16 protein-coding genes and 2 tRNA genes are annotated in these 23,448 nt (G+C 34.0%); 8 read left to right on the top strand and 10 right to left on the bottom strand.

From position 1 onward, the window contains the following. Positions 1 to 827 precede the first annotated feature (827 nt). Both ABW636_RS03410 and ABW636_RS03415 read right to left on the bottom strand, forming a co-directional pair. Positions 828 to 2,120, bottom strand: a complete 1,293-nt coding sequence (locus tag ABW636_RS03410; RefSeq protein WP_367588549.1) for an aminopeptidase P N-terminal domain-containing protein — start codon at positions 2,118 to 2,120, stop codon at positions 828 to 830. A gap of 193 nt (positions 2,121 to 2,313) precedes the next feature. Continuing rightward, on the bottom strand, positions 2,314 to 2,595 hold the full coding sequence (locus ABW636_RS03415) for a hypothetical protein (RefSeq protein ID WP_367588550.1): 282 nt from the start codon (positions 2,593 to 2,595) through the stop codon (positions 2,314 to 2,316). Positions 2,596 to 2,986: 391 nt separating this feature from the next. Between ABW636_RS03415 and ABW636_RS03420 the strand changes: the two genes are divergently transcribed. From ABW636_RS03420 to ABW636_RS03430, 3 genes are all read left to right on the top strand, one after another. Next, the gene (locus ABW636_RS03420; RefSeq protein WP_367588551.1) at positions 2,987 to 5,848 is read left to right on the top strand and encodes a WD40/YVTN/BNR-like repeat-containing protein; all 2,862 of its coding nucleotides are present in this window, start codon (positions 2,987 to 2,989) and stop codon (positions 5,846 to 5,848) included. Positions 5,849 to 5,973: 125 nt separating this feature from the next. Further along, positions 5,974 to 7,425 (top strand): PAS domain-containing sensor histidine kinase, encoded by a 1,452-nt coding sequence (locus ABW636_RS03425; RefSeq protein WP_367588552.1) that lies wholly within the window; start codon positions 5,974 to 5,976, stop codon positions 7,423 to 7,425. Between the two features lie 22 nt (positions 7,426 to 7,447). Then, complete coding sequence (locus ABW636_RS03430; RefSeq protein WP_367588553.1) at positions 7,448 to 7,864, top strand: response regulator; 417 nt, start codon at positions 7,448 to 7,450, stop codon at positions 7,862 to 7,864. Position 7,865: 1 nt separating this feature from the next. On the opposite strand, the gene ABW636_RS03435 is transcribed toward ABW636_RS03430, so the two are convergent. Next, positions 7,866 to 9,194, bottom strand: coding sequence for an MATE family efflux transporter (locus ABW636_RS03435; protein ID WP_367588554.1), 1,329 nt, complete (start codon positions 9,192 to 9,194; stop codon positions 7,866 to 7,868). After that, positions 9,191 to 9,691 carry a GNAT family N-acetyltransferase gene (locus tag ABW636_RS03440; protein WP_367588555.1) on the bottom strand — a complete coding sequence of 167 codons (501 nt, stop codon included), beginning with the start codon at positions 9,689 to 9,691 and terminating at the stop codon, positions 9,191 to 9,193. Before ABW636_RS03440 ends, ABW636_RS03435 begins: the two co-directional genes overlap by 4 nt. A 185-nt stretch (positions 9,692 to 9,876) precedes the next feature. On the opposite strand from ABW636_RS03440, the gene ABW636_RS03445 reads away from it, so the two are divergent. Together ABW636_RS03445 and ABW636_RS03450 are read left to right on the top strand one after the other, a co-directional pair. Further along, positions 9,877 to 10,677, top strand: coding sequence for a universal stress protein (locus tag ABW636_RS03445; RefSeq protein WP_367588556.1), 801 nt, complete (start codon positions 9,877 to 9,879; stop codon positions 10,675 to 10,677). Positions 10,678 to 10,686: 9 nt separating this feature from the next. Beyond that, positions 10,687 to 10,760, top strand: a tRNA-Ala gene (locus ABW636_RS03450). 126 nt (positions 10,761 to 10,886) lie between these two features. On the opposite strand, the gene ABW636_RS03455 is transcribed toward ABW636_RS03450, so the two are convergent. Continuing rightward, entirely contained in the window at positions 10,887 to 11,099 is a 213-nt protein-coding gene (locus ABW636_RS03455; protein WP_367588557.1) for a hypothetical protein, read from the bottom strand. Positions 11,100 to 11,487: 388 nt separating this feature from the next. On the opposite strand from ABW636_RS03455, the gene ABW636_RS03460 reads away from it, so the two are divergent. Then, positions 11,488 to 12,624, top strand: a complete 1,137-nt coding sequence (locus ABW636_RS03460) for an ISAs1 family transposase (RefSeq protein WP_367588558.1) — start codon at positions 11,488 to 11,490, stop codon at positions 12,622 to 12,624. Positions 12,625 to 13,167: 543 nt separating this feature from the next. Here ABW636_RS03460 and infB read toward each other — a convergent pair. Genes infB through rimP form a run of 3 tightly spaced genes read right to left on the bottom strand, consistent with a single transcriptional unit; the run spans position 13,168 to position 17,791 of the window. Beyond that, positions 13,168 to 15,999, bottom strand: a complete 2,832-nt coding sequence (infB, locus tag ABW636_RS03465) for a translation initiation factor IF-2 (RefSeq protein ID WP_367588559.1) — start codon at positions 15,997 to 15,999, stop codon at positions 13,168 to 13,170. 44 nt (positions 16,000 to 16,043) lie between these two features. Beyond that, entirely contained in the window at positions 16,044 to 17,276 is a 1,233-nt protein-coding gene (gene nusA / locus ABW636_RS03470; protein WP_367588560.1) for a transcription termination factor NusA, read from the bottom strand. Positions 17,277 to 17,290: 14 nt separating this feature from the next. Next, the gene (rimP, locus tag ABW636_RS03475) at positions 17,291 to 17,791 is read right to left on the bottom strand and encodes a ribosome assembly cofactor RimP (protein WP_367588561.1); all 501 of its coding nucleotides are present in this window, start codon (positions 17,789 to 17,791) and stop codon (positions 17,291 to 17,293) included. Positions 17,792 to 17,998: 207 nt separating this feature from the next. Here rimP and ABW636_RS03480 point away from each other — a divergent pair, with 207 nt between their 5' ends. Further along, complete coding sequence (locus tag ABW636_RS03480; RefSeq protein WP_367588562.1) at positions 17,999 to 18,832, top strand: universal stress protein; 834 nt, start codon at positions 17,999 to 18,001, stop codon at positions 18,830 to 18,832. Positions 18,833 to 18,840: 8 nt separating this feature from the next. On the opposite strand, the gene ABW636_RS03485 is transcribed toward ABW636_RS03480, so the two are convergent. Both ABW636_RS03485 and ABW636_RS03490 read right to left on the bottom strand, forming a co-directional pair. Then, positions 18,841 to 19,356, bottom strand: coding sequence for a hypothetical protein (locus ABW636_RS03485; protein WP_367588563.1), 516 nt, complete (start codon positions 19,354 to 19,356; stop codon positions 18,841 to 18,843). 491 nt (positions 19,357 to 19,847) lie between these two features. Next, positions 19,848 to 19,920, bottom strand: a tRNA-Gln gene (locus ABW636_RS03490). A 208-nt stretch (positions 19,921 to 20,128) separates the two neighbouring features. On the opposite strand from ABW636_RS03490, the gene ABW636_RS03495 reads away from it, so the two are divergent. Beyond that, on the top strand, positions 20,129 to 23,434 hold the full coding sequence (locus tag ABW636_RS03495; RefSeq protein WP_367588564.1) for a glycosyltransferase family 117 protein: 3,306 nt from the start codon (positions 20,129 to 20,131) through the stop codon (positions 23,432 to 23,434). Positions 23,435 to 23,448: the final 14 nt, after the last annotated feature.

Raw genomic sequence — 23,448 nt, forward strand, 5'->3', positions numbered from 1 at the left:
ATGTTTTATTAGTAACACGAACATTTTCATAGAGAAAAAGGTGCTATAAAGTTTTTGTTTACTATTTGGCAGAATAGCCCGTTCTAAATGTTAAATACTTATCTTATAAGATATTTTACGAAAGTGGTTATTAACTTTTTATTTTGGGACCTGTGTTGATTTTGTAATTATTGATTGCTCATGATAAACGAGTAATGTCGCCTATATCTCTAGCTTGTTTAGTCCCTTTTGTGTCGTATTGACAACTTATTTACTATGTTTTTTATTAAATTTCTAAAAAGTTGTTTTTAAACCTATTTGTTGGTTGTTTACAATGATCATTATTTTTATGATCTCGAAGTGTCATTTTATAAATATGAAGCCGTAGTATCTATGCTCATTTATTATTAGTTTTTGAGGTTTTAATTTCTGATGTAAAATTAGTTAATGAATATCAAATCAAATGCCTGTTAATGTTAAAAAAAAGTATTTTTTCATTTGAACGATTTTACCTACATAATATTGATTATCAGTTGTTTAAGTGTATTTTTTAGTACCTTGAATTAATAAAAAAATAACAAAAAAGATTATGATATGTTAATTTAATTTACGAACAATGCTTGTTGTAAATTAACAAATATCATGCTTTCAACTACTTAAGTTCGCTAAAATAATATCACATCAAAAAAGAGAAAAATTCCCTCAAAAGAGACAAATTATTCTAATTAAAAAAATCTCATAAAAACATTTTGCTTTTATGAGATTTTTAAGCCAGAAATAATGCCTTATTTTTTTAAAACATGTTATTGCGATTTATCTATTAAAGATAATGTACAACAATGTCATTTTTATTGATTCATTAGCGCTTCTATTTCTTCTGCTTCAATTGGGATATTGGCCATAAGATTAAATGGTTCTCCATTTTCCTGAACCACAACATCATCTTCTAAGCGAATTCCAAACCCTTCATCAGGGATATAGATTCCAGGTTCGACTGTAAATACCATATTAGCTTGCATGGGTTCTGTTAATATTCCATAGTCATGAGTATCTAATCCCATGTGATGTGATGTCCCGTGCATAAAATACTTTTTATAGGCGGGCCATTCTGGATTTTCATTTTGTATATCAGCTTTGTCCAATAGGCCAAGTTGTAACAACTCAGAGGTCATAATCTTACCTACTTCATGGTGGTAGTCGGCCCATATCGTGCCGGGCACTAACATTTTGGTAGCTTCATTTTTTACTCTAAGAACCGCATCATAAACGGCTCTTTGACGTTTTGTGTATTTTCCAGATACAGGAATGGTACGAGATAGGTCACTAGCATAGTTAGCGTATTCTGCAGCTACATCCATAAGAATTAAATCACCTGGTTTACATTGCTTATTGTTTTCTATATAGTGTAATACGTTTGCATTGTTACCGCTAGCAATAATAGGAGTATAGGCAAAACCTTTGGATCTGTGGTTAATAAACTCATGTAATAATTCTGCTTCAATATTGTATTCCCAGATTTCTGGCTTAACAAATTTTAGAAGCCTTCTAAATCCTTTTTCTGTAATGTTACAAGCGGTTTGTATCAGATCGATCTCTATAGGATCTTTTATAGATCTTAATCTTTGTAAGATAGGATTGCTTTTTGCAACGGTATGAGCAGGGTATTTTTCTTTTATCCATTTTGTAAAGCGATCTTCTCTGGTTTCGGTTTCTACATTAGCTCTATAGTGCTCATTTGTATTAATATAAATGTTCTCGCATTGTGTCATTATTTCAAAGAGAATCTTTTCAAGATCTTTTAACCAATACACTGTTTTTACCCCTGATACTTCATAAGCACGTTCTTTGGTTAGTTTTTCGCCTTCCCAAATGGCAATATGTTCGTTGGTTTCTCTTAGAAAGAGTATTTCTTTATATTTTTCTTTGGGAGCATCAGGAAAAAGAAGTAAAATGCTTTCTTCCTGATCCACGCCACTTAAATAAAAAATATCTCTATGTTGCTGAAAAGGCATTGTGCTGTCTGCACTAATGGGGTATATGTCATTACTATTAAAGATCGCTATACTGTTAGGTTTCATTTTTGCGGTAAAATTCTTGCGATTTTTAATAAAGAGATGACTGTCTATTTGATGATATTTCATATAAATGCGATTTTTAGTTAGAAATACAAACTGTTTTGTGCATAATCTGAGTTAAAAAGCACTACAGATGATTTTTTCAAAAATAAGGCTATTATAGCATTTACCTATGGTTGTCTGCATAAAAAAGGGACTCATGAATATTGAGTCCCTTCTAAATATATTGTTTTGATAAAATATATCAATAAAGTGTACTTTATTTACTGATTGCCTTTTTTATTAAACCAATTATAGCCATTAATACACCACCACCAACTCCACCACCGGCTACGCTTCCTAAGATTCCTGCGATATCCATTCCTCCAGAGGTGTCAATTCCCAGCATACCTAACAGGTATCCGCCTATACCTCCTCCTAGAATACCTAAGATAGAATTTCCAACTTTGCCAAAAGATGCATTTTTCAGTAATGAACCTGCAATATTTCCACCTACAGCTCCGCTGATAAGTTGAATGATTAACGGTAAATACTCTTCCATAATTATCTTGTTTAATTAGTTAGTATCCAATAAATTAACATAAAAATAACGAGAAACGCAAAACTGAAGTTTGTTTTTTCTTTTATTCATAGGCGCTTCAGTTATAATTGTTAAACATTAATTAAATGTTTTGAGTTTGTTTTAACTATCGATACTTTGACATTGATTAATGATGAACTGATTTAAACTTTTTTCAATTCGCTATAAAAATGCTCTTTTTCACTCAATTTTCATCTTTTTCTTACTACGTAGCGCTGCTATGAAGTTCAAAAAACATTTCAATTGACCAAAAAATCATCATTTTTCGCATGAATCAAAAAAGTTTAAGCCAGTTCGATTTATTTTATAGAAAAATAATGACTTTATGTACTACATGAAGTAACAAAAATGTATGAAAACGTATATAATAACCTCTCTTTCTTTTTTTCTTTTCTTTTGTAGTATCGCTCAGCAATCGCCAACAAGCGCCGCAGAGATTAAATCGGGATTATCGACCAAAAAACAATTAGCAGTATCTTCTTTGGTAAAAAATGTTTTATTTACCAATATCGGCCCAACGGTTATGAGTGGTCGTGTGGTAGACGTAGCTGTTAATCCAGAAAACCCAATTGAGTTTTATGTAGGATATGCTTCGGGAGGTTTATGGTATACGGCAAATAATGGGACTACTTTTACCCCGATTTTGGATAATGCAGAAACTATTAATGTAGGAGACATTGCCGTCGATTGGAAAAATAATAGTATCTGGGTAGGAACAGGAGAAAATAACTCATCAAGATCATCTTATGCAGGGATAGGAATTCTCAAGTCTACAGATAAAGGAAAAACATGGCAACATGTAGGCTTACCAGACTCACATCATATAGGACGAATTATACTTAACCCAAAGAATCCCGATGAGGTAGTAATAGGTGTAACAGGACATTTATATTCTCCTAACGAAGAGCGCGGTATTTATAAAACTACGGATGGAGGAGCTACCTGGAACAGGACTTTGTTTATAGATAATGAGACCGGGATCATTGATGTAGCTTATGTGCCTGGAAATTTTAATATGATGTACGCTGCAGCATGGCAGAAAGATAGAAAAGCCTGGAATTTTAAAGGTAATGGCTCACAATCGGGAATTTATAAAAGTACTGATGCAGGAACTACCTGGAAAAAAGTTTCTATCGAAGGAAGTGGTTTTCCTACGGGGGTAGGTGTTGGCCGAATAGGATTAGCAGTTTTTGATGAAAACACCCTTTATGCAGTGCATGACAATCAATTTTTACGAGATAAAAAGAAGGGAGTAAAAAAAGATGCATCGAAACTTTATAAAGAAGATTTTGCAACCATGACTACCGAAACGTTTCTTGAAATCGAAAATGAAAAAATCGATGCGTTTTTAAAATCCAATGGTTTTCAAAAAAAGTACAAAGCAAAAAATATAAAACAATGGATGCGTAATGGTACCGTAACTCCTATAGACCTGGCTAACTATTTGGAAGATGAAAATCAACAAATGATGGAAACTAAGGTTATAGGAGCAGAAGTGTACAGAAGTGATGACGCAGGAAAGACCTGGAAAAAAACACATTCAGATTTTTTGGATGATGTTTTTTATACCTATGGTTATTATTTTGCACAGATACAGGTAAACCCATCTAACAAAGATCATATTTATATATCGGGAGTTCCTATCCTAAAATCCAAAGACGCAGGAAAAACGTTTGTTAGTATTAACGGTAAAAATGTACATGCTGATCATCATGCATTGTGGATCAATCCTAAAAATCCTAAACACTTAATTAACGGGAATGACGGAGGGGTAAATATATCATATGACGATGGTGAGCATTGGATAAAAGCCAATCAACCTAGTGTAGGGCAGTTTTATGCGATTAATGTAGATCATCAAAAACCTTATAATGTATATGGAGGATTGCAGGATAATGGTGTTTGGATGGGGCCTCACAATGCCAAAGAAGACGCTTCATGGCATCAAAGTGGACACTATCCCTGGAAAAGAATAATGGGAGGAGATGGTATGCAAATACAAATTGATAGTAGAAATACGCATATTGTGTATACAGGATTACAATTTGGTAATTATTCAAGACTCAACCTTTTAGAAAAAAAGAGTACCTATATCCGCCCTAAGCACGAGCTGGGAGAATCTCCCTATCGATTTAATTGGCAAACCCCTATTTTGCTATCTTCTCATAATCAGGATATATTGTATTTGGGAGGAAATAAGTTAATGCGATCTATGAATCGAGGAGATGATTGGCAAGCGTTATCCCCTGATCTTACCCATGGATATAGAAAAGGAAATGTATCTTATGGTACCTTGACTACTCTATCAGAATCTCCTTTTCAGTTTGGATTAGTTTATACGGGTAGTGATGATGGATTGGTATATGTTTCAAAAAATTCGGGTGGAAACTGGGTAAAAATTTCTGATACATTTCCCAAGGATTTATGGGTGTCAAGAGTAGTGGCTTCTTCTCATAAAAAAGAAAGGGTATATGTTACTTTAAATGGGTATCGATGGGATGATTTTACTCCTTATGTGTATGTTAGTGAAGATTATGGAGAACATTGGAAAAATATAGGAAAAGACCTGCCAGCATCTGCTATAAATGTTATTAAAGAAGATCCTGTTAATCAAAATGTATTATATCTGGGTTCTGATAACGGAGCCTATGTTTCATTTAATCAAGGCCAATCATGGGAGGTGTTTTCTAAAGGAATGCCCAATGTTGCAGTACATGATATTGTTATTCAAGAAGAAGCAAAAGACTTATTGTTAGGAACTCACGGAAGAAGTATCTATACAACCAATATAGAGGATATACAACGTCTCGATGATACAGTTCTAGCCAAACCTCTGCATGTTTTTAGGATGCATGATGTCAAATGGTCGAGACAATGGGGGGCTGTATGGTCCAAATGGTTATCAGAGATAAAAGAACCTTCTATCGATATTAGATTTTACGCCAAGGTGTCTGGAAATTTTTTGATTAAGATTAAGTTAGATTCTGGTAAAGTGCTTAAGGAGTTTTCTGTAAAAGGGACTAGAGGTCTTAATTATGTGCCGTATGACCTTTCAATTTCAGAAAAAGGAAAAGATAGTATAGAGAAAGAATTTTCTGATGAGGATATTTCAAAACGTAAAAATGAGAAATACTATCTTCCTGTGGGATCGTATACGATTTGGATCAGTGATAAAGATAAAAATGTAGAAGAAGTAAATTTTGAAGTAAATTAATAGCTGGCTAATCTTTTAAGAGCCAGAACCTCGCGGTATCATTGATTATTCGGTATATTATAATCTACAAAAATAGTAGATAAATCCTTATCTTGTTAAGGTAAATTTATACAACCCCATGCAGAATGCTTCAAAATGAACTTTTTAATAATGTAATTCATGATTTCAATGCGGGATATTGGGAACTGCATGATGATCCAAACAGAGAGGTATGGTCTGATAAATTTTATGAGAATCTAGGCTATAAAAAAAAAGAATTACAAGCTACAATCGATTATTTTCTTAACCATCTTTTACACAAAGATGATATCGAAGTATTTAGGGATAACTTTCTTAACTATAGACGCAATTCGGTTAATTTTAAGCAACATATAAAAGTATTAACAAAGAATACTAGTTATAAGTTGTTTAGATGTGTTACCAATGACCAATTGCCTGTCAATATAAAATCTGGAACGAATCTCATTTTCTTTATTGAAATTAGACTAGAGCCAGAAGAAGATATATCAAAAGATAATTTTTATTATAAAGAAACAGCACAAATGACATCGACCGGAAGTTGGTATGTAGATTTTCAGGAAAGAAAAAGCTATTGGGATTTTGAAACAAGACGTATTTTAGAATACCCCGATGACTATATCCCTTCATTAAAAGACTCTGCAAATTATTATGCAGATGATTCTAGACAGCAAGCAGCAGATTTGTTTTTTAATTGCGCAATGGCGGGTACTCCGTTTAACACAGAAATTAAAATGATGACTGCCAATAACCGTGAATTTTGGGGAAGGGCAATAGGAAAACCTGTCTATAATGAGAATAAAGAAATTATTGGAATTAGAGGGGTTTTTCAAGATATAGATGAAATAAAAAGAAAAGAGATACGACTGCAAAAATCGATCGATATCATAGCTTCTCAAAACTCAAGGCTATTTAATTTTGCTCATATTGTATCGCATAATCTAAGATCGCATACCAGTAATTTATCACTGTTGGTTCAGCTTATAGATGATATTGAGGATCCTAAAGAGAAAGTCGAGTTGATAAAAGAGATCAAGGAGATTTCTTTGAGCCTTAATACTACCATCGAACATCTAAACGAAATAGTAGCAATTCATACCAATACTGGTCAGGAGAAAAAACAAGTTAAATTTAAAGAGGCTCTTAAATTAGTTACCAATGGTATAGGAAGAATGATCTCGTTAAGTAATGCGACGATCAAGGCTAATTTTAAAGAGTTAGAAACAATCGATTATATTCCTGCTTACCTCGAAAGTATCTTATTAAATCTAATCACCAATGCCATAAAATATAAACACCCCGATAGAGATCCTGTTATAGAAATAAAAACATATGTAAAGAATGAAACGGCGTATTTAGAGATTTCTGATAACGGTAGAGGAATTGATATGAAACTATTTAAAGATAAGATTTTTGGTATGTATAAGACATTTCATTACAACACAGATGCGGTTGGGATTGGATTGTTTTTGACTAAAAATCAAGTAGAATCTTTAAATGGTACTATCAATGTAGAAAGCGAGGTAGAGAAAGGAACAACTTTTATAATAGAATTTTAAATGATCATAAAACTTCCCCCATATGACAAATCAAGAAATAGGACTAGCGTGTATTATCGATGATGATAAAATGTATGTAAATCTTGTAAAAAGGATTGTAGAAGCAAAAAATTTATGTAAAAATTTGATGGTATTTCAAAACGGTATGGACGCCATTGTTTATTTCAAAACATTATTGGGTAACCTTGATAAGGCATGTATACCCGAAATTATTTTTTTGGATCTTAATATGCCGGTAATGGATGGCTGGGAGTTTCTCGAAAAATTTACTAAAATTAAAAATAAACTGGGAAAAACAATCATTCTCTATATTGTTAGCTCATCGATTAACCCAGTAGATATAGAAAGAGCAAAAGGCATCAACTCTGTAGAGGATTATTTGATCAAACCAGTAACGATAGAAGATCTGGAAGCTGTATTTTCGAAAAAGACGACTTAGATTAGGATAACAACGGTAAAAATTTTGCTCTAAATTTAATGATAAGTGCTGCACCCCTAAAAAGTGCCCAAATGGCAAATGCAATCCATATTCCGTAGAGTTTTAGATCAAAGAAATTACAGAGATAAAGCGTTGGGATAAACCCTAGAAATGTTGCTCCCATAAGCACGTTTCTTAGATATCCCATTTCTCCCAGGCCTTTAAATACTCCGTCAAATACAAAAGCACAACCATTTATGGGTTGTACAATTAGAACGATAAAGAAAATACTATAGAATGCATCTAATACTTCAGCTTCATTAGTAAATACTTTTCCGATGCTATCATAAAATAAAAATCCAAAGAGTGCTAGTATCAAACTTACTCCAACCCCATACGTACTTACTCGTTTGCCCAATTTCCATAAAGAATTATAATCTTTTGCCCCCAAAAGTTTACCACTTAATATATTACCGGCACCCCCATATCCATCTATAAAAAAGGCGGTGAACATCCAGATATTCATAGCGATGGTATAAGCTGCAATATATTTGTCTCCATATTCTGTGGCGTTGGCTGTTGCAAAATACAATGCTGTATTTAATGCGATAGCCCTTATAAATAGGTTAAGGCTCATGGTTATTAATCTGCCTAATTCCTTATTTAACGGAAAACGTAACTTAAGACTTACATTGGTTTTGATTAGCAATAATATAAAAACAATAATTGCCATTAGCAGTTGCGAAATCAGGCTTGCCCAGGCAGCCCCTGTAATTCCCATGGGAGATAGAATACCCTCAATACCATATACCAAAACATAATCTAAAATAATATTGGTTACAGCCCCAATAATGGCTACCACCATTGGCCAGAATGTATTTTGTAGCCCTCTAAAAATGCCAAAAACAGCAAAAGTGAATAAGGTGAGCGGAAATCCCCACACCCGAATATCATAATATTGTACACAATATTCTAGGATCAACCCAGAAGCATTGTAGAGTTTAAAAATTTCTTCAACAAAAAAAATGGTAGAAATCAATACTAGGATACTAAGACTTACATTAAAAAAAATTGCTTGTGCCGGCAGTGTTTCTACCTCTTCAATTTTACCAGCTCCCAGGTATTGAGAGATAATAGCCGATATGGCACTTCGGGTTTGGCCCAGAATCCAAATCAGTGCAGATAAAAAGGAGCCTACAATTCCGACGGCAGCAAGAGATTCTGTACCATAGTTTGGTATATTACCAACGATTGCTGTATCTGTAATAGAAAGCAATGGTTCTGCGATACCGGCAATGATGGCCGGGATAGCAAGGCGATTTATATTTTTAAAACTTATGGCACTATTCATAATACAAGTTCATAACAATAAAAAGGAGCATCACTTTGCTTAGGAAAATAGATATTCCCTAAACGTTGATACCCTCGTTTTTCGTAAAACTGTTGGTTTTTTTGATTTTTACTAAACGTATCTAATCGCACAGATTGATACTGATGTTGTCGTGCATAAGTTTCTGCAAAATTCATCAGTTTTTTTGCATACCCCATAGACCAGTAGTTTGGGTGTACGGCTACGCGGTGCACATATAGATTTTGTGTATTGCTGGTAAGCCATTTTATAGGAAGATATTCTTCGTCGATTACTTCGGTAAGTACTATTATTGCAATAATACTATCAGCTTCTTTTAGCATATACAGTTCTTGTAGTTCTATGTCTTTTATAAAACGTTCTCGCGTAGGATAGTGTTCATTCCACTGGTAAATACCATTAGCTATCATAGTTTTTGCACAAGCCTGTGTAAGATTGTGAATAGCATCCAGATCAGATAATTGTGCTTTTAGAATCATGTGATTTTTGCAAGTGTCAAAAATACTAATTAATTGGTCCAGACGTTGGATTTATACAGTTAAAAATTGAAACCAGAACTCAAAATAAGTGGTAAAAAATGAAATGCGAATATTTCTGTCTAAATATTATTTTGTAAAAGTTCTAAAGTTGTAATTTTGCCCAGATATTATAGAATTAAAACCAGATGAAGAATATATTGATTCCTTTAGGGCTATCAGAAAGTAAGGTGCGTACAGCAAGGCTACAATATGCGATAGATTTTGCAAAAGAACTGAATGCAAAAGTATATGCTGTAGAAGTTTTTAAAGAATTACCAAGATCAGGAAGCCTACCTTCGGTAAATCAAGCGTTAAAAGGAATCGCAGCTTCCTGGATCGAGGAAGAAATAGCCAAAGTAGATACAAAAGGAGTCGAAGTAATTCCATTGGTTTTTGAAGAAGAACTTCTAGAGGCTATCCCAAAATTTAATTTAAAACATTCGATAGATTTACTGGTTTTGGGAGCAGAAGTACATGATATCAAAGAACCTTGTTTTTTGGGAGAAACTACAGGAGGATTGGTAAAAAAGACAGAAATCCCGGTGCTTATTATTCCGCAGATGTATACGTTCAAACCCATTCATAAAATATTGATGGCTGTAAAATCTGGGACGGTAAAAAAGAAAAATTCATTGACCCCAATAAAAGAAATTTTAAGTACTTTTGGATCCGAAGTAAAGTTGCTTCAGGTAAAAACAGCAGAGCAGTTGCCAGAAGATTCTGAGTTTACCAAAGATTTGGGAGAGATTATCTCGACCTATAAATCGACAGATAATGCGACCTTGTTTCAAGGTGTTTTAGAACATCTTAATGAAAACTATCCGGATCTGTTATGTGTTTTTAGAAGAAAGCGCGGTTTTTTTGCCAAGCTATGGGAAAAGAACACGGTACTTAAAAAAGATTTTGATAGTAGAATTCCTTTATTAGTATTAAGGGGATCTGACTAAAAAAATAAAGGGGATGTAGCTCAGTTGGCTAGAGCGCTTGACTGGCAGTCAAGAGGTCGTGGGTTCGAATCCCATCTTCTCCACGTTAATTATCAAAAGAGTTATGAATTTGTTTTTCATACCTCTTTTTTGTCTTTTGATATAGGTTCCTTTTTAGCTTTAATAATATCAATTAGAATAAAACTAATTGTTTTATTGAGCTTTTAGTTTTACTTAGGGATGCATCTCCAATATCTTTTGAAATCTAATGGGCAAATTGAAACTTTTTTACAAATAAGATGAGTAGTCCCTGGGCATAACATACGATAAGAACTGCATTCATTTGGACAAGCAGAGTTGTTAACTCCTTGCCCGTTCACAGACTTTTTTTCTAATGCGGTCAATGCTCTAAATTGACTTTTTAATTGATTTAGTTTTCTCATGATATCTAGGTTTTAATTTTATCGTTTTATTGAATTTTAATATTTAAAATAATATTATATCCAGTATTAAATATAAAGCAAAAAGCAACATTATAAACTGTTTTTCAGAAATCTTGAGTTTTAGTAACCTAATAATACTAGGTGCATTCAATCCTAAAATAAACATCACTATAAATGCAACTATAGTTTTAATTAATATTGGATATTCATTTAACATATAATTGTTTTATTTAACTTTAATTTTAAAGTCTAATGTAAAATGCGTTTTAATTCATTTTTACATAGTATTGCAGGGCAATTTCATTTAAAAAATGACCTGAGGCGTTATTTTTTTTATCTTTGACTTGTTGTCAAGTGCCTGACCATATACTGTCAGGGATATAAAAAAATGACAAATTCGCCCAATTCTAAATTTAACACGTGTTTTCTTACTACTCATTTTTCTGATCTTCAAGACCCACGTCGTACTAATAAAGGAAATTTGAAACATAATTTTACTGACATTCTTCTTCTAGTGCTGGTTTCAGTACTTTGTAAATGTGATGAATGGGATGAGATGTCCCTTTTTGGTCAACACCAGTTGGATTGGTTTAAAAAATATGGAGATTTTTCAAATGGTGTTCCTTCAGGTTCTACTATCCGAAGGGTTATTATGTCGCTATCTTCCCAGACTTTTCAGTCTTGTTTTTCCAGTTGGGCTTTATCACTTTTGGGTAATAAGATTGATGGTGTGGTGGCTATTGATGGAAAAACTATTTGTGGAGCAAAAGAAAAATCGGACAACAACTCTATTGCCCCTCATATCCTTAGTGCTATGGCAAGTGAATCTGGGATTTGTATAGGGCAAATCAAAACAGAAGAAAAATCTAATGAGATCACAGCAATCCCTAAACTTATCCAATCCTTATCCCTTACAGGTTGTACCCTCACTATTGATGCAATGGGCTGCCAAAGAGAAATAGTAAAGACTATAGTAGACCAAAAAGCTAACTATGTTATTGCTGCTAAAGGTAATCAAAAGGAATTATTGGAAGCGATCAAAGATACTGATCAGTTAGAGAAACCTTATAGTGTTGATATCACAGAGAATGTTGATCATGGAAGGGTAGAGAAACGTACAGCAAAAGTATTCAACAACTTAACCCACTTTGAAAAGGCAAACCAATGGAAAGATCTTTATTCTTTCATAGTCATAGAGAAAGAAAGTTACTCAAAAAGTACAAAAAAAACAGCTTGTGAAACTCGGTACTATATATCAAACCTGAATCTAAATGCACAGCAAGCCAATGATATAGTAAGAAGTCACTGGGGTATAGAAAACAAATTACATTGGTCTTTGGATGTGATTTTTGGAGAGGACTATTCAAGAAAAAGAACAGAAAACACCCCTGAAAACATGAATGTGATCATGAAAATTGTATTAACTATTCTAAATCAAGAACAAACCTTCAAGAAAAGTAAAAACAAAAAACGACTCAAAGCATTGTTGAATACTAAATACAGAGAAAAAATCTTAGGGTTTTAAATGAAATTGCACTGCCTTTTCACCATTTCACAAATAATACTCAACAAACTAATAAGCCTTAGTATCTACTCATCATAAACACTTAGCTTTACAAAAACTATTATTTGCTACCCTTACTTTCTCTACTGGGTAAATATCAACAAAAACCCACCCCAATAGCTGTATTATTATCGATTCTACAACCAAGGTTTCAAACATTATTATTTCGACATCAAAATTCAATAATATTTTCTTTTTTCTACATAACCACAACCCTACAAAAAGTATACAAACTCCCAAACAGGCAATACATAAAGGCTACAAAAAGTATACAACCATCAAAATCTCCTTACATGTATCAAAATTAGTGTCACCAAAAACAACTTCTAAAATCAAAATTCGAGACTTACACAAGAAAGAAAACAACCTAAACAAGTAAACCATAAAACAACGGCTAACACAAAAGAGCCAGATGTTTCACATATTGATACAAGAACAATATCTTAATAAAAAAAGAGGCCTGCTAACTAGTTAGCAGGCCTCTTTTAATTATATTTTATGTAATTAAAGTTTTTTCTTAACAGCTACTTCCTGATAAGCTTCTACAACATCACCTTCTTTAATATCATTGTAGTTCTTAACCTGTAATCCACAATCATATCCTTTTGCAACTTCTTTCACATCATCTTTAAACCTCTTAAGTGAAGCTAACTCACCTGTATATACTACAACTCCATCACGTATCAAACGTATTCCAGAATTACGATATATCTTACCGGTTAACACCATACAACCTGCAATGGTACCAACTTTAGAAATCTTAAATGTTTCTCTAATTTCTGCCGTACCTGTAACTTCTTCTTTCATTACTGGCGACAACATTCCTTCCATTGCATCTTTCAGGTCATTAATTGCATCATAAATAATAGAATATGTTCTGATATCAATTTCTTCTCTATCTGCAACTTGTCTTGCATTACCTGCTGGCCTTACGTTAAATCCAATAATAATCGCATCAGATGCAGAAGCTAACAACACATCACTTTCTGTAATTGCTCCTACCGCTTTATGAATAATATTAACATGAATTTCTTCTGTAGAAAGTTTCTGGAAAGAATCTGTTAATGCTTCTACAGAACCATCAACATCCCCTTTAAGGATAATATTAAGCTCTTTAAAGTCTCCTAATGCAATTCGACGACCAATTTCTGCCAACGTAATATGACGTTGTGTACGTACAGATTGCTCTCTATGCAGCTGAGCACGTTTTGAAGCTATATCCTTTGCTTCTCGCTCATCTTCTAACACATTAAATTTATCACCTGCCTGTGGAGCGCCATCCAGACCTAAGATAGATACTGGTGTTGATGGACCTGCTTCTTTCACATTATTCCCTCTCTCATCTTGCATCGCCTTCACTTTTCCACTATTTTTTCCAGCTAAAACATAATCACCAACTCGTAGTGTACCTGTTTGCACCAATATAGTAGACACATAACCTCTTCCTTTATCCAAGAATGCTTCGACAACAGTACCCGACGCAAGTCTACCAGGGTTTGCTTTAAGCTCTAGTATCTCTGCCTCAAGAAGCACTTTTTCTAACAATTCTTTAACTCCCAATCCTGTTTTAGCAGAAATATCATGAGATTGTATTTTCCCACCCCAATCTTCTACCAACAAATTCATTGAAGCTAATTTTTCTTTTATCTTCTCTGGGTTTGCCTCTTGTCTATCTACCTTATTAATTGCAAATACGATAGGCACTCCCGCAGCTTGCGCATGACTAATTGCCTCTTTAGTTTGTGGCATTACATCATCGTCTGCAGCAATTACAATAATTGCCAAATCTGTTACCTGAGCACCACGAGCACGCATCGCCGTAAAGGCTTCGTGACCCGGAGTATCCAGAAACGCTATCTTTTGCCCGTTATCTAACTGCACTCCGTATGCACCGATATGCTGGGTAATTCCACCACTTTCTCCTGCAATTACATTTTCTTTTCTAATATAATCCAGTAATGATGTTTTACCATGATCAACATGCCCCATTACAGTCACAATAGGCGCTCTATTCATCAAATCTTCTGGCGCATCAACAACCTCTTCTATAGACTCTTCTATATCTGCAGTTACAAAATTCACTTCATAACCAAACTCATCTGCCACGATTGACAATGTCTCCGCATCTAAACGCTGATTCATAGTCACCATAATACCAAGTGACATACAAGCAGAAATTACTTCTGTAGTAGAAATATCCATCATTGTAGCCACCTCAGAAACCGTAACAAATTCGGTAACTTTAAGCACTTTGCTTTCTTGCTCCTGTTGTGCTACATCATCTTCTGCTTTCTGACGGTGCTGATCTCTTTTATCTCTACGATATTTTGCAGCCTTTGACTTATTTGATTTACCCTGTAATTTCTCCAGAGTTTCTCGTACTTGTTTTTGTACTTCTTCTTCGCTAGGCTCTTCTTTTACAATAGCAGGTCTCTTTCCTTTCGCAGGACCTCTTCCTCTTCCTGCTCCACCTCTATTACCTCCAGATTGACCTCCTGATCTGTTATTGCCAGGCCCTTGTCCACCACCTTCTTTACTAATCCTTCTTCTTCTCTTTTTAGCAGCATCACCAGCTCCTGATCCAGAAGTTTTCTTATCAGACTTATCATCTTTCTTTTTAGCAGGTTTTTTAAATTGAGTTAAATCAATTTTTTGACCTGTAAAATTAGGACCATCTAATTTTTTATATTGAGTTTTCACTCTCTCTGGTTCTGCCGGAGTCTCTGATTCTGGCGTTGTAGTTTTTGCTTCTGGAACAACCTTTTTGGGTGTTTCTTTTTTAACAACAGGTGCAGCTTTAGGCTTTTCCTCTTTTTGAGGAACCGGCGCTTTACCAGTTATTTTCAAACCTTTTTTCACAGGTCTGTTCGAAACAATTTCTGGAGTTGGAGTTTCTTTCTTCACCTCTTCTTTAATCTCCTTTTTTTCTGGAGTTTTAACTGCTTTTTCTTCGGGCTTGGCAGTTTCTTTTTCTTGTTTATCCTTTCCCAAATCAATTTTTCCGATTTGCTTAGGTCCACTTATTTGAGCTTTAGCTTTAACAACATCTCGAGCTTCGGCGCGCTTCCTCTTTTCTTCTTGCTCATTCTCTATCTGCACTCGTAATGCTTCTTTCTCTTTTCTCTTTTCTTCTCCAACCTCTTTTGAAGCCACCTTTTTACTCTTATCTGTCTGAAATTCGTCAAATAAAAGCTGATAAATTTCTGAAGAAATTTTGGTAGTAGGACGCGCATCTATCTCATGACCTTTTGAATCCAAAAAGTCAACAGCCCGATCTAACGAGATATTGAATTCACGTAATACTTTATTTAATCTCAATGTTTTTGCCTCAGCCATAAATGCCTTTTATTTTATGCTCAAATATAAATTAATTGTATTTATTAATCCTCAAATTCTGATTTTAATATTTTAAGAACTTCATTTACTGTTTCTTCTTCCAGATCTGTTCTCTTAACCAAATCAGAAACATCTTGTTCTAAAATACTCTTTGCCGTATCCAGACCAATTCTCGAAAACTCTTCTATAATCCAAGAATCTATTTCATCTGAAAACTCTGTTAACTCTACATCTTCTTCAACTCCTTCTCTAAACACATCAATCTCGTAACCGGTTAATTGACCTGCCAATCTAATATTATGCCCACCTCGTCCTATAGCCTTAGAAACCTCTTCTGGCCTTAACATCACTTCTGCACGATTTGTTTCTTCATTTATCTTAATCGAAGTTACTTTTGCAGGGCTTAATGCTCTTGTTATATACAATTGCAAGTTATTAGTATAGTTAATAACATCAATATTTTCATTTCCTAGTTCTCTTACAATACCATGTATACGAGATCCCTTCATACCCACACATGCTCCCACTGGATCAATTCTATCATCATAAGAATCTACTGCTACTTTCGCTTTTTCACCAGGAATACGCACTACTTTCTTTACACTAATCAATCCATCAAACACCTCTGGTATTTCTTGTTCGAATAATTTCTCAAGAAACAAAGGCGAAGTTCTAGACATAATAATTGCCGGCTTATTACCTTTCAATTCTACAGACTCTATTACTCCACGAACATTTTCTCCTTTTCTAAAAAAGTCTGAAGGAATCTGGCGATCTTTAGGCAAAATAATTTCATTACCCTCATCATCCAACATAATAATTGCTCTATGTCTAATATGATGTACTTCTGCCGTATAAATCTCTCCTTCTAATTCTTTAAACTGTTTATATATATTGGTATTATCGTGCTCATGTATTTTAGAAATAAGATTTTGACGTAATGCTAAAATCGAACGTCTTCCTAAATCAATAAGTTTCACTTCTTCTGAAGCATCTTCTCCAACTTCAAAATCTGGCTCAATTCTTCTTGCCTCTGTAAGTGATATTTCCTGATTACTATCTTCTACCTCGCCATCTGCAACTACTACACGGTTTCTCCAAATTTCTAAATCTCCTTTATCAGGATTTATAATAATATCGAAATTATCATCGCTACCAAACTTCTTCTTAAGGGCATTTCGAAATACATCTTCTAAGATCGACATCAATGTAACTCGATCTATAAACTTATCATCCTTGAACTCTGAAAATGATTCTATTAATGCGATATTTTCCATATCAATATATTATATTAAAATGTTACCATAACTTTTGCTTCCACAATACTTTCATAAGCTACAACAGCTTCTTTAACCACCGTAACCTTACCTTTACCAATTGGCTTTGGTTCACGTGCTTTCCATACCAGGGTAATCCCATCTTCTTCTGCAGATGTCAATTCTCCCTCTATGGTATCTTCTGCTGTTTTCACCTTAAGCTTTCTACCTATATTTTTTCTATACTGCCTGGTATGAGTAAGACCTTCTGAAATTCCTGCAGACATCACCTGAAGCGAAAAATCCTCTTCATCTCTATCTAGATTGTGTTCTATTGCTCTACTAATTGCAATACAATCTTCGACCTTAACCCCATCATCACCATCAATAATAATCTCGATACTATTATCGGGATGAATTTTGCTTTCAATTAGAAAAAGAGACGGGTTTTCTACAAGCGCCTCCTCTAATAAATTTTGTACTTTGTCTCTTAATGACATAAATAGATAAAAAGAGGGGACTTTTTGTCCCCTCATCCTGGTTTTTTAATTTCAACGGTGCAAAGATAGTAATAATATCTTAGATACAAAATATCGCTGAGAATGAATTTATTCGTAAATTTAAGATACTTAAAAAAGTACCAACTTATGACATAAACTAAGCAACACAATCGAATCATTTTTTTTAGACTAGTAAAACGCTCACACTGCAAAAGAAGATATTCTCAAAAAACCAACATTATTATGATCAAAAGTATACTCGTTCCAACCGATTTTTCTACCCAAGCAGAAAGTGCCTTAAAAGTGGCCGCTCAAATAGCAAAAAAAAATGAAGCCAAAATTTATTTGCTCAATATCTTAGAAATGCCCGTGCATTTATCAGATCTAATGTCTTCTGGATCTTCTGGCCCCGGCCCAGAAGCACTTTTCTTTATGAAACAAACACATAAAAAATTCGAAGAAGTATTAGAACAAGAATATCTAAAAGATCTTGAAGTTATAGAAACAGTTAGTTTTGAAGGGATTCTTGATGGCATCATGGACGCTTCAAAAAAGAACAATGTAGATATGATTATTATGGGTTCTCATGGATCTTCTGGTTTTGAAGAACTGTTCATTGGCTCTAATGCAGAAAAGGTGGTTCGCACCTCTAAGCAACCGGTATTAGTCATCAAAGAAGATTGTGATATTTTTGACGTAAAAGATTTTGTATATGCCACAAATTTTGATGACGAAGACAAACCCTGCTTATTAGCTGCTTATGAATTTGCCAATTCTATTGAAGCAAACCTTCACTTGGTTCGGATCAATACGGCAAACGGTTTTAAAACCACAAATGAAACTGAAGAAAAAATGAACAACATGGTTTCTTCCTTACCAATAGACAATTACACACTTAATATATACAATGATATTACTGTAGAAAAAGGGATTCTTAATTTTGCGCATTCACTTGATGCTGGCATCATAGGCATTAGCACACATGGCAGAAAGGGAATATCTCATTTTATAAATGGTAGCTTAGGAGAAGATGTGGTAAATCACGCAAAACGACCTGTTATAACCTTTAAAATATAGAACAACAGTTATTTTTTTAGATAAATAGAGGGTACATCCGGATATGAGCGATTGTCACTAAAGATTACCGAATATATTACCCAAGTGCCTTTAGGCTTTTTTACTAATTGTATCGTATTTACCCCTCTAATTGTTTGCTGTTTGTTTTCTAATTTAATCGTAAATTCATACGAACTAAAGCGTACTGCTACTCCACCATATACATGGGTGATTTCATGAATTTCTTTTTCATGAAATGAAATAACTTTGTGTTTTTTGAACGCAACTTTATTCGCCGTCCTAAATTCTTCTTCTGTAAAAATCTTAATCTTTGTTGTGTCTACAACCCCTACTACCGCCTCTGAAAAATGAATATCATTGAGCAAATCATAATCTGGAGTTTCTCCTTTACCAAAAGAGATTGCCTTATATAAACTTGAGACTACCTTATCAATTTCTTTCCGATCCTGTTCCTGGTTTTGTGCCACAGTTAGCTTTGAAACAAAAAGAAAAATGATAAAAACTATAATAAACTTGATTTTCATATAACATTCTTTAATAGAGTTCCTTTACTCATCTATAAATATAAGAAATAGATACAGAATAATTCACACTTTAAAACGGACATAACAGAATTACACACACATTCAATACACTAACTCTAATCCCCTATTAATTAAGCACAAAAAATCAGAAACACCTATTAAAAAACAAATAATAAAACTATCAATATTCAGAAATCAATACCATTACAAAGGGAGCTCTTTTTTCTTACTATCGTATCAACTGAATTGTCATCTTCTTTTTCACAACCAAACCCTACAAAAATGTAGAATTCTTCCTCTTTAGATTAACTAGAATATTTGCATAAACACAACTTTTGGTCTTGATCCCTTAAACCTCTTCAAAAAACAAATACACAAATCATAATGCGATCAATAAAAGCTTTTTCTTTACAAGATCTTTAGCATCGATAAAGCACGTATACATCCAAAAAACAAAAAGCCCTTAAGTAAAATACTTAAGGGCTTTTTTGTTGGTCTACTAGGGCTCGAACCTAGACTCTTCTGGACCAAAACCAGACGTGTTGCCAGTTACACCATAGACCAATGCGTCATTGCGGGTGCAAATTTAATACATTCTTTTGGCTATGCAAACATTTTTAAGAAAAAATTCAACATATTTTTCAAATTATTAATTAGCACTTCTATAACAATCAATTAAAAATATAAACTTCTGTTAAGCGTTTCCTAAAAAATCTAAGGTTAAAGCAATTTTATTATTAAATTCGCCACAAGTTATATAACCTATACGTTTATGAATACATTCAACTTCACCAAGTGGAATAAAATAGTAGGATGGATTGTCTTTACAATTGCCCTATGCGTTTACACAATGACGGTAGAGCCTACCGCTAGTTTTTGGGACGCTGGAGAATACATCGCCACATCTTCAAAACTTCAGGTTGGACACCCGCCGGGAGCTCCACTTTTTCAGATGATAGGAGCTTTTGCTTCTACTTTTGCATCAGACCCGACACAAGTTGCGTTAATGGTTAATATGACATCAGCATTTGCAAGTGCTTTTACAATTCTATTTATGTTTTGGTCTATTACTATTCTTGTAAAGAAAGTAATAACAAGAGACGAGGAGTTGACACAAGGAAAAGCCTTTGCCATTCTAGGAAGTGGATTGGTCGGAGCATTGGCATTTACATTTACTGATAGCTTTTGGTTCAATGCGGTAGAAGCCGAAGTATACGCAATGGCTACATGTATCTTATCAATTATGTTTTATCTCGGATTATTATGGGAACGAGACATGAATACCCCAAGAGGTAATAAATGGTTAATTCTTATCGCATTTATTGTTGGATTATCGTTTGGAGTTCACTTTATGGGACTACTATCTATACCAGCAATTGGATTGTTATATTATTTTAAAAATCACAAAGAAATTACTATAAAAAATTTCATTATCGCAAATGTTACGGTGGTTGCGATTTTGTTATTTATTTTCAAACTTTTATTGCCTTCAACACTTAAGTTTTTTGGCGTAGCAGAAGTATTTTTTGTCAACTCTATAGGACTTCCTTTTAACTCTGGAACTATTATCGCCGGATTATTAATCGCTACTGCTTTTTATTTTGGTATCAAATACACCCGTAAAAAAGAATATGTACAACTTAACACATTGTTACTTTGTGTCTTATTTATTCTGGTTGGTTTCTCTAGTTGGTTAATGCTACCCATTAGAGCAAATGCTGGTACGGTTATCAATGAAAACAACCCTAATAATGCAAGAGAATTACTTGCCTATTACAACCTAGAACAATACCCAGAAACACATCTTTTTTACGGTCCACAGTTTACAGAAATCTACGCAAATCTAGATGAAAATGATCCCTATGAAGATGACAAACCAAAATATGAGAAAGATGTAAAATCTGGAAAATATATCATCGTAAATGATTGGAAAAATGCAAAACAAAACTTGGACAATGCTCACAAAGCTTTCTTGCCAAGAATGTGGAGCACAGAACATATTGCCAATTATATGGAGTTTACGGGCCCCGTTAAATTTACTATCAAACCAGAATATCAAGGCGAAGAAGAACTTCTAAAAGCGGTAAGTGAATTTAGAAGAGATTATGCTACTGCAAAACTAGACAATGATGATTATCATAAATTTCTTCAATCGTTTGGCAACTATATTGACGTCGAAAAACCCTCTTTTTGGGATAATGTAACTTACCTATTTGATTATCAAATAGGATATATGTATTGGCGTTATTTTATGTGGAATTTTGTAGGTAGACAAGACGACAATCAAGGAAGACTTACGGATCTGGAAGGAAACTGGTTAAGCGGAATCAAGTTTATAGATGAGATGCGCCTAGGTTCTCAAGATAATCTACCCAGTGACGCTCTCAAAAACAAAGCCCGTAACACCTACTATTTCTTACCGTTACTATTAGGTATACTAGGATTTGTTTTTATGTTACAAAGAGATAAGAAAAAATTCTGGATATTACTTATTTTCTTTTTGTTTACAGGGCTTGCGTTAAAAATCTACCTTAATGAAAGACCTTTTGAACCTAGAGAAAGAGATTATGCTCTGGTAGGATCTTTTTACGTATTTTCTATTTGGATTGGCTTTGGTGTTTATGCTTTATTTGATCTTTTAAAAGGTTACATAAAGCCTAAAGTTTTGGCACCAGCCATTACTACAATTTGCCTATTAGCAGTACCTATTCTTCTGGCTGCAGAAAATTGGGATGATCACGATCGATCTAATAGATATACTGCACAATCTATGGCAAAAATGTACTTACAATCCTGCCAAAAAGATGCAATATTATATACAATTGGTGACAACGATACTTTTGCTTTATGGTACGCCCAAGAAATCGAAGGGTATCGAACAGATGTAAGAACCGTAAATACCAGCCTTTTTGCAACCGATTGGTACATAGATCAAATGAAAAAAGCGGCTTACGATGGCAAACCGGTCCCTTCTCAGTTAACCCACAATTTTTATCGTTTTGGTAATAATGATGCTATTTACCACAAACCAGTTACCAACGATACAATGCTTATCAAAAACTGGATGAAATGGATAGAATCTGATGACCCCCGTACCAAAGGAGATTTACAAAGTGGAAAAAAAGTAAACACGTTTCCAACTAAACATATTAGAATACCTGTAGACAAAGAAGCGGTACTTAGAAATGGCATTGTATCTCAAAAAGATGCAGATCTTATTGTTCCATACATCGATATACACCTTAAAGGAGATCTATTGTTTAAAAATCGCCTATTGATGTTAGATGTACTTGCCAATAACAATTGGGAAAGACCCATCTATTTTACAGGCGGAAGCTATGGTGACGATGATTTCTTATGGATGAAAGACTATTTACAACTTGATGGAGTTACCTATAAATTAGTTCCTATTTTAACTAAAATGGATCGCCGTAATCCTTTTGAAATGGGACGTGTAGACACCGATTTAATGTACAAAAACGTAACGAGTTGGGATTGGGGTAATAGCAACGACCCTAATATTTATCATGATCCAGAGACGAGACGAAATGCTATTACCTATAGAAGTAATTTAGCCAGGCTTATCGAAGCATTAGTTGCCGAAAACAAAAAAGACAAAGCAAAAGATATTTTGGATTTGGCGATGGAAAAAATGCCAATAGAGTATTATGAATATTACACACTTTTAGAGCCTTATGTTAATGGATATTATGAGATAGGAGAAAAACAAAAAGCAAGAGATCTCTGGAATAAACTTGCCAAAAAATACCAAGAGAAGCTTACCTATTTTGGCAGTTTAGAACTTAAAGACCAATATCGATATGCAGAAGACATCGTAACTAATGTAGAACGATATCGTAGTGTGGTAGATCTTCTATTAATCAATCAAGATAGAGAACTCATAGAAGAAAAGGCAGATGAGTTTAATAAATATCTAAGATTATTTACTCGATTATATTCTGAGGACGAAGAATATGATGACGAACAAGCCATTCAGAAACAGGAGGAAGATCTGATCAAAGAATTCATGAATCAAGAAAAACCTACCATAGACACTATAGACAGCATCCCTAACTAATATATAAACCGGAT

Origin of the sequence: Aquimarina discodermiae, assembly GCF_040786235.1 — a bacterium.
Classification (GTDB): Bacteria; Bacteroidota; Bacteroidia; order Flavobacteriales; family Flavobacteriaceae; genus Aquimarina.